Source organism: Microcoleus sp. T2B6 (assembly GCF_036700475.1).
Lineage (GTDB): Bacteria > Cyanobacteriota > Cyanobacteriia > Cyanobacteriales > Microcoleaceae > Microcoleus.
On record NZ_JAUBOZ010000029.1, the window covers coordinates 62,598 to 70,973 of the forward strand.

Consider the following 8,376-nt stretch of genomic DNA (forward strand, 5'->3'; position numbering starts at 1 on the left):
TAATTACCCTCATGTTATATTTAGCCCAAGTACAAAAGAAGGAAATTTTAGGCGAACCCGCCCTGCAATTGCTGGCTTGCCAAAATTCTGATGATACTTGGGCTCTTCTTAGTGAAGAATGTTTCTTGACATTACCGAAAGATTTTGCTCAAAATCCAATTAACTCTGCAACGAATGTTTTAAATGAAGGGATTTTAGTATTAGCAAATGTTGACGAAAATAGCCAGGTTTTGCATATTCAAGCAGCTACAAACTGGGTACTACAATTAGTAGAGAAATATTTAACAACAGGTTTTACTCCCGATTTTTTGCAGCAAGAAGCACAGAAAGCAGAAGATTGGAGGCAATCTCTCACTTTGCAGAGTCAAGAATTGTCTCGCCGCTTGATTGAAGTTGAAGCCCGCCGGGAACAAATTCAAAACTTAGAAGCAAAACTCCAGCAGGAAAAGCAATTGTTGGAAAGTTCGATCGCCCAATTGAAAACAAACAATTGAAAACAAAATTTGAATCCGCCGAATATAATTCGGGGCTATACAAACAAAGTCCGCCTACGCGGACTAAGATAAAAGCAAAATTGCCTGCGGCTAAAGCACTTTTGACTTCATCCAAGCGGCGGGGAGACACAGCAGTTTCTGAGAATTGCTAACATAAGCCCGCTTCTGAAAAACATCGTACTGATTGCGTTCGATCGCATTTAAGATTCTGCTGTACAGCATTGTAGCCGCCCAAACAGTCCAGCGGATATCGGGACTGAGCACTTTAATTCCGGGCTCGGCGCTGGCGTATAATTTGCGAGCTCGCTGAATTTGAAACCGCATCAATTCCCGCCAGCGGTTGTCAATTACACCGTTGAATAAATCTTCTTCGGTGTAGTTAAACAAGGCTAAGTCTTCTAAGGGAATGTAAATGCGGCCGCGGCGGGCGTCTTCTCCGACATCGCGCAGAATATTAGTCAACTGCTTAGCAATACCCAGGGCTATCGCTTCTTCTTTGGGAATTCTATTTCCCCAATGCCAATTCCAGTTAGCAGCGGAGCTCGATTCGCCTACACCCATGACAGACATCGACATCAGCCCTACAGTACCCGCTACTCGATAACAGTAAAGATTGAGCTCTTCAAAAGTTTCGTAGCGGCTGCGGTACAAGTCCATTTGCTGGCCCGCAATCATCTCTCGAAACGGCCCAATGTCGATCGGGAAACGAGACAGCGTATCCACCAAAGCTACGTCGTAGTCGTCGTGAGGATGGCCCGCAAACACAGATTCTAGGCGTTTTTCCCACAAATCCAGGGTTTCAGGGGTCGTTGCATCAGAACCCGGCCCGTCTACGAGTTCGTCGGTGCGGCGGCACCAGACGTAAATCGCCCAAATCGCCCGACGCTTGGCTTCGGGCATGAGTTGAGTGCCTAAATAAAAATTTTTGGCATAACTCGCCGTGACTTGGCGGCACAGTTCGTAAGAGTCATCCACAGAGGCCAGAGTTCTCATGCACTGGAGTTTTGACAGTTGCAGCATCCGAGAATAAGAAATTTAAAGATTAGAACTGATTTTCCCCCGTTTAGAAAACGGGAGATTTTTTACGTCTTTATGAAAAATTCTTAATTTTTCATCAAAATTCATCGGGTCTGAAACGCCGTCCTGTAAGGACGGCTTTACATTTAATTTAAATCCCCTTGCGGGGTAGGGGGGGTATGGTTGCCCCCCCGTGAGGATATGGTTGTCCTCAATCTCCCATTTCTGGGGTAAAGTTAGCTTTGCCAATGTTTAGTGAGCTTGTTATGCTAGCAGCACTGTTCCAGTGACCTTAGAACTGTTTAACCACTAGCGACAGAGCAGGGAACTAGCTTCGCATTCTCCCGGTGTCGTGACTCATAAAACGTAGTCAGTTAAGACTTAGGCGGGTCAAGATGGCTTGTTAGATTTCTCTTTCAAGCCTCATGCCGTCAGGGCTGAGGTTCTTGACTGGTTATTGGCGGTTGAAATAGCCTGCGCTGTCAGCTTACCAGAAAGCACGGCACCTTCCATACTCGCAAGATAACGCTGCATTGTATAATCCCCCGTTAGATAGAAATTGCTAATGGGAGTTGTTTGTGTGGGACGGCACTGCTGGCGTCCGGGAGTGGCTTTGTAGACGGAACGTGGGGTTTTGACTACGTGATATTTGAGCAGTTTGGCTGGTTCTGGGATTTGATCGGGAAAGAGTTTTTCTAACTCGACCATTGTGGCTGCGACGATATCTTCGTCAGATTTGCCGATCCAGTCTTTGGCCGGTGCTAAAACCAGTTCCAGCATTGATTTGTCTGGGTTGGCATATTCGCGGCAGGTGTTGCTCATGTCGGCGTAGACGCTCAGCAAGGGCGATCGCGAGAACAGCAAATGGTCGATTTCAGTTAGCTTGCGATCGAACCACAAGTGTACATTAATGACGGGTACTCCCTCCAAACCTTCGAGCTGTTTGAAATAATCCATTTCGCCCCAAGGTTTCGGCATCATCAACTTCAGCGGGTCAACCGGCATCGCGGAAACGTAAATATCGGCGGTCAGAATTTCTGACTCTGCCCCTTTTACTCCCCGAATGTGGAAGCCCCGCACCGTGTTGTCATCGTTGAGCAAAAACTCCCCGATGGGTGCATTCAGCCGGACTTCACCACCGCGCTCAGTTATGTAGTCTACCATCGGCTGACACAACCTTTCTGTGGGGGAACCGTCTAAAAAAGCCATTTTCGAGCCGTTTTTCTCTTGCAGGAAGCGGTTGAGGGCTGTCAGCAGTATGGTTGCGGATATTTCGTGGGGGTCGATGAAGTTGAGCGCCTTGGACATGGCGATGAATACTTCTTTTTCGACTCTGGGGGGGACGTTTTGCTTTTTCAGCCAGTCGGAAAACGAGTATTTGTCCATTGCTTCGACATAGTTTTGACCCTGAAGCATCGCCGGAATCAAACCTATACCGAAGCGGATTTTTTCGGGCCAAGTGAGCATATCGTTGTTGCTCAGGATGGCTGCGACGCCGTTGAAGGGAGCCGGAAGGTCGGGAAAGTCAAAGCGGGAATAGGTTCCGGGGGTTTCCGGCTGATTGAAAATCATCGAGTGCTCTTTCCATTGCAGCCGGTCTTCGATGTCAAGTTCTTTGAATAGTTGGAGCATATTCGGGTATGCACCGAAGAAGATGTGGAGGCCGGTTTCGTACCAGTCGCCGTCTGCATCTTTCCAGGCGGCTACTTTGCCGCCGAGTACGTCCCGACTTTCTAGGAGGATGGGGGTGTGGCCCGCGTCGGTAAGATATTTAGCGCAGGAAAGTCCTGCTAAGCCTGCTCCGGCGATCGCAACTCGCATTTGATACTACTTGGCCTCTGTGTTCGCTTCGTTTTCATTATACTTTACAACTCGTTACATTTTTTGGGAACAATCTGTAGGAATGTGGCGGGGCTTGGAGGTGTCGGCTTAGCCCGAAAGTCCGACAGGGAATGAATTCCCTGTCTCATAGCGCAAGTCCTCTCAAAGAGGACTAATGAGTTCTTCAGTCCTCTTTGAGAGGACTTTAGCTTTGAGGCAGGGGTTTCAACCCCTGCCGGACTGCGGGTGTGACCTTAAGTGCCCTAGTGCCCTATGCCCTAGTAAACGCAATTAACAGAAATTTAGCAATTATTGCTATCATCAATTATGAGGCAAATTTCAATAAATTAGTTAAATTTATGGTACAAACAATTCAATCTAGAAATGTCGCGCTGAACGACTTGGAAACCCAATTCAAAATAGAGTTGATTGAGGATGACCAATTCTTTCGCGAGTGGCAAGATGATTTACCAGAAATCAGCGATCCTGAAAAACAGCGATTAGACAGAGTGAAAGCAAGTTACAGGAATTTGCTTGCTCGTCCACCAATGCTAGAAAATACAGTCAAAATGGTAGTGCTGTCTCCGCTGTGGGATTTAGCTGACTTTTATCTTGCTCCTTTTCACGTTACTTCCGAAAAGTCTCTAGAAATCCTTGACGAAGACGAGGGAGTGATTGTGAGAGGACAGTTGGATGTTTTGGCTTTGTTTCAGGAGTTTTGGGTAGTGGTGATCGAGTCCAAGAAGGCTGCGTTTTCTTTGGAGGTAGGGATTCCGCAATTACTAGCTTATATGTTAGCTAATCTTAAGGGCGATCGACCTACTTACGGATTGTTAATGAATGGCTCTAGTTTTTTGTTTGTCAAATTAGTTAAAGGGGAAACACCGCAGTACGCTTTTTCGCGCTGGTTTTCTATGTTCAATCCGGGGAATGATTTGTACAGTGTGCTGAGTATTTTGAAGCGCCTCGGCGAGTTGAATATTAGTAATCTGGTTTAGTGGGGGAATCAGAAACCGGGTTTTTGCGAAAATCTTTGGTTTCACCCGCAGATTCGGTAAAAAACCCGGTTTCTTTGGTTGGAGTGCATAAGTCCTGAAATGGATGATTTCAGGTTCCCCCGGTTATGCCGCAAAGGTGCGATATGCTTCCAAGGCTGCTTGTTTCACTGTTTCTGGCACGATCGGAAAAGTAGTCAAAATATAGGCAAATTCGGCTTCGGTTAAGCCGTAAAGGTGGGCGATGATGCCGTCTAATTCGGCTCGCAATTGAGCGCGTTCAGTTTCATCGGTAACACCTTCTCGGTGCGAGTTTAAGCCGACTTCTTGGGCTAATTCGTCAAATTCTGGGGCGGTGCAGATCAGTTTGGCGGCGCGCTGTACGATGTCAGTGAAGTATTTGTCGCCTGATGTTAATCGCGGTACGGGAAGTTGATAAACATAGAAAAAGTTGATGTTTGCTGAAATTCGAGAGCGAAGTGCATAATCGACAATAAAACTATTCCAAACACTGACTAAATATAAACACTGATGATTATTAGGTGGAGGCTCACTACCTTCTGAACAACGCAACACTGACTGAAAGTTTTCTGCTTGAAAGTTAGGTGGAATGACTGTGGCTATCATTGTTCTGGTATTTGTACTGCTTGCAATCTTACGAAATCCAGCTCTATAAGTCTGATAATCTAGAGTTTGACCTCTATCCTGTTCTTTTCCAAGTATCGCAGCTCGTCCTTGTGATTCCTCTATCCAATAACGCGGTTCGCAAAGAGTATGAGTAAACTGCTCAATCATTTTCCCTTCATAAAGTGGCAGTCTCCCTTTCCCTGGTTCTTGCTTGAATAAATGACTGTCATTAGTCATGTGAAATTCCGCAGTTAACCGCAGATTCCATTTCCCCTCAATCTGTTCGCCCAGCAAAGGGAATTGCAGCATTTTCTCAGCAATGCGAATATCTCCCTCATTTTTAAACTCCATCACCGACAGAGAGTCAGGAGATAAGCGACGAATCAAGTTAACAGAAATCTCAATACATTCATCTTGATTATTCAGAAAAGTATCGAGTTTTTCCACCCGAATCGCTTCTCGCGGATTGATGCGGAAAGCAGCTTGAAATGACTCTGTACTTTTCCCTTTCTCAAAAGTGAGCAAGCAAAACTTGAATCGGTGATCCACTCCTTCAAAAATAAACCTTTCATTTGACAAACCAAACAGTGAATCAATCTCAGTCTCAACAAATAACATTTCCCGCAGTTGCTTAGTTCCCAAATCAGTATAAACTCCTGAAGGAATGATGATACCGCACTCGCCATTTGGGCGTAAGAGGTTAAAACATTGCTCTAGAAAAAGCTTGTAGAAGTTAATATCAGTACCAGACTTTTTGCCGTTGACAATTGAAATCTGATTTTTGTACTGTTCCGCTGAACGGTAGTAAGCACTAACATGGGGAAATTCACTCAAATATTTTAACCAAGTTTCAGCAATTTCAGGGTTTTGCAAAATTTTATTTTGCTCTTTTTCAAAAGTTTTGATATCCATCTTGCTTTTTTTGGCTAGTTCGTTATGCTGCACAAAAAACTCTCTAGCATTTGGCTTAAATATTTCCCAAGGTGGATTAGTAATAATCGCATCAAAACCGCCCCGTTGATGCAAAATCTCATCAAACTCATACCCCCAGTGAAAAGGCTTCAAAGCTTCTATATCAGCGAGAGTCAGGGTACGCTTAATCGGCTTACCGCTAATCTGTGCTTGTTCAAACTTAATTTTTAACTGCTTGAAATCTTCCAACAAAATCTTATTAATATTTTCGATAGCCGGCGCTTTCTTTTCGGCAATTTCATCTCGTAAACTCTGCAAGTTTTGGCTATAGGTAGTCGCATGACGGTAAATAGAGATTAGACGGTTTTTCTCCTCTAATACTTGTCTATATGTCTTGTGAAACAAATTTAACTGAGTTCCACTTCCTTCATATTCTGCGTCATCCACCCGCAGTAATCCAATTAAGGAATTGCCCGCCATGATGTTAAAATCAATATTCGGCAACGGTTCCAAGTCGTTGACATTCTGCGCCGCCGAAACTAAGGCCAAAAACAGTCGCAATTTAGCAATTTCCACTGCTTCCGGCATGATATCTACGCCGTAGAGGTTATCGCTAATAATCCGTTTTTTGATATAGTAGTTAAGTGAACTATGCTCTTTTTCGATGTCTTTTAGGTAGTCATTGAGGTAACGATCCTTTAAAAACTTGCTTGTACCGATGACTGTTGAATAGATGTAAATCAGCGTTTTCATGGCTGCGACTAAAAACGCGCCGGAACCGCAGGCTGGGTCTAATAATGTTAGGTTTGGGAGGATTTCTGTTAGCAGGCTGCGGCAGAGATTGGCGTCGAGATTGGTGAGGAGTTCGGTGATGGTTTCAAAGTGATGGGGAATCGGGCATTGGGCATCGGGCATGGGGAATTGGGCATGGGGTAGGCACGGGGGCACTTGGGGTAGGCACGGGGGCACTACCCCTACAAAATCTGGATTTTCCTCTGTAGGGGCGGTGCCCCCGTGCCCGCCCTCTACTTGGGGTAGGCACGGGGGCACTACCCCTACAAAACCCTGGTTTGCCTCATTGGTGGTAGGGGCGGTGCCCCCGTGCCCGCCCTCATTAACTCTATCGAGGATTAGTTTGTTGATTGTGCGATCGCACAAATATTCAGTAATCTCCGGCCTGGTATAATAAGCACCAAAAGCTTTTTGGTTAATGTATTTCTCAAAGATGTATCCCAAAACCGCCGGATTAATTTCGTTTTCCTTCCCGCCCACTGTATCGTCAAGATTCCAAGAATAGCGGGAAAACAAATATAAGATTTTCTCAAAAGCAGCATCGGGTATGGCGATATTCGGATAACTTTGTTCGATGGGATGTTCGAGAAACAGTCCCCCATTCAAATATTTAACATCGCCGATTAATTCTTTAACCCCTTCCTCGCGCAAATCCAGAGGTTTAGCAAATCCATCAAAAAACAGTGTTTTCAAGAATTGCGAGTAAAATAAATCGGTTCCCCGCTGCTTGCTTTCAGCTAACTTTTCCTGCAAGTACAGCATTTTGCCGCTGTCGATAAATCCTTTGCGCTGCAAAAAATAAACAAACATCAAGCGGTTGAGTAAAACCGAAGTATACCAGCGCCTATCTGTTTCTTTGTCAATGCCGCGAATCACACTTAAAAATTCAACGTGTTGCTGTTTAAACTCTTCAAAAAACTTTTTAGTTACTCGTTCGACATCCAAGCCAGCCTGCAATCTTTGGGCGACATCAATCACCGAAAGCGTTTCTAATTCTTCTAAATCAACCTTTAAAGCCGTCACTTTACTCAGCAGCAAATCGCAAGGTTCGCGTTTCACGTATACATGATCGCGGGGATAAAGTTTTGTACCTTCACGCTTCACCCAATACCAGAGACATTTGGTGCGATTTTCATCAATAAAAATCAATAGGTTTTCGGCGGAAATTTGGACAATTTCGCGATAAATTGTCAGTCTTTCGGCGCTGTTGGGGATATTTCCGCTATCGGCGATAATTTCATATACAACTACTCCGTTAAGTTGGGCGATGGCTTTTCGGGAATAAGTCTCGCCTTCTATTTCTAAAGATACGGTTTTGTGGGATGATGGATTATCCCAACCGAGTTTTTGGACGAACAATTTGTTGAATTCAAAGTCTTGGAGAAGTTCGCGGGATTCTTTAAGTGTTTGTGGCATGGTTATATATGAAGGAATAAGGGAGAACTGTAGTAGGGACACGGCACCGTGTCCAAGGCGTGTCAAATTAACGTTAAACCGAGAGTCAGATAGTCCGACAGTCCGACAGTCCGACAGGGGTTGAAACCCCTGTCTCAAAGCGAAAGTCCTCTTAAGAGGACTGAGAAGAAAAATTTTCAATTCATGAGTCGTCTTTAGACGACTTTCGCTATTAGACAAACAGTTCGACAGTCCGACAGTCCGACAGGGGTTGAAACCCCTGTCTCAAAGCGAAAGTCCTCTTAAGAGGACTGAGAAGAAAA

At 44.9% G+C, this 8,376-nt stretch carries 5 protein-coding genes; 2 read left to right on the top strand and 3 right to left on the bottom strand.

What is annotated here, in order from left to right; all coding sequences use genetic code 11:
• Nucleotides 1–11: 11 nt before the first annotated feature.
• Complete coding sequence (locus QUA00_RS15225; RefSeq protein ID WP_333138329.1) at nt 12–494, top strand: hypothetical protein; 483 nt, start codon at nt 12–14, stop codon at nt 492–494.
• A 90-nt stretch (nt 495–584) separates the two neighbouring features.
• Here the strand turns inward: QUA00_RS15225 and crtB are convergent, their stop codons facing one another.
• Nucleotides 585–1,514 carry a 15-cis-phytoene synthase CrtB gene (gene crtB, locus QUA00_RS15230; RefSeq protein WP_333410126.1) on the bottom strand — a complete coding sequence of 310 codons (930 nt, stop codon included), beginning with the start codon at nt 1,512–1,514 and terminating at the stop codon, nt 585–587.
• A gap of 420 nt (nt 1,515–1,934) precedes the next feature.
• Nucleotides 1,935–3,332 (bottom strand): 15-cis-phytoene desaturase, encoded by a 1,398-nt coding sequence (pds, locus tag QUA00_RS15235; protein WP_333138325.1) that lies wholly within the window; start codon nt 3,330–3,332, stop codon nt 1,935–1,937.
• A 359-nt stretch (nt 3,333–3,691) separates the two neighbouring features.
• On the opposite strand from pds, the gene QUA00_RS15240 reads away from it, so the two are divergent.
• A complete protein-coding gene (locus QUA00_RS15240) occupies nt 3,692–4,330 on the top strand; it encodes a restriction endonuclease subunit R (protein ID WP_333138323.1) in 639 nt (212 codons plus the stop codon).
• A gap of 123 nt (nt 4,331–4,453) precedes the next feature.
• Here the strand turns inward: QUA00_RS15240 and QUA00_RS15245 are convergent, their stop codons facing one another.
• Entirely contained in the window at nt 4,454–8,074 is a 3,621-nt protein-coding gene (locus QUA00_RS15245) for an Eco57I restriction-modification methylase domain-containing protein (protein WP_333410127.1), read from the bottom strand.
• Nucleotides 8,075–8,376 lie beyond the last annotated feature (302 nt).

What these genes read in the sequence shown, in the direction of transcription:
- QUA00_RS15225 (WP_333138329.1), top strand. Translation starts at nt 12, where the DNA reads ATGTTATATTTAGCCCAAGTACAAAAGAAGGAAATTTTAGGCGAACCC.
- crtB (WP_333410126.1), bottom strand. Translation starts at nt 1,514, where the DNA reads ATGCTGCAACTGTCAAAACTCCAGTGCATGAGAACTCTGGCCTCTGTG.
- pds (WP_333138325.1), bottom strand. Translation starts at nt 3,332, where the DNA reads ATGCGAGTTGCGATCGCCGGAGCAGGCTTAGCAGGACTTTCCTGCGCT.
- QUA00_RS15240 (WP_333138323.1), top strand. Translation starts at nt 3,692, where the DNA reads ATGGTACAAACAATTCAATCTAGAAATGTCGCGCTGAACGACTTGGAA.
- QUA00_RS15245 (WP_333410127.1), bottom strand. Translation starts at nt 8,074, where the DNA reads ATGCCACAAACACTTAAAGAATCCCGCGAACTTCTCCAAGACTTTGAA.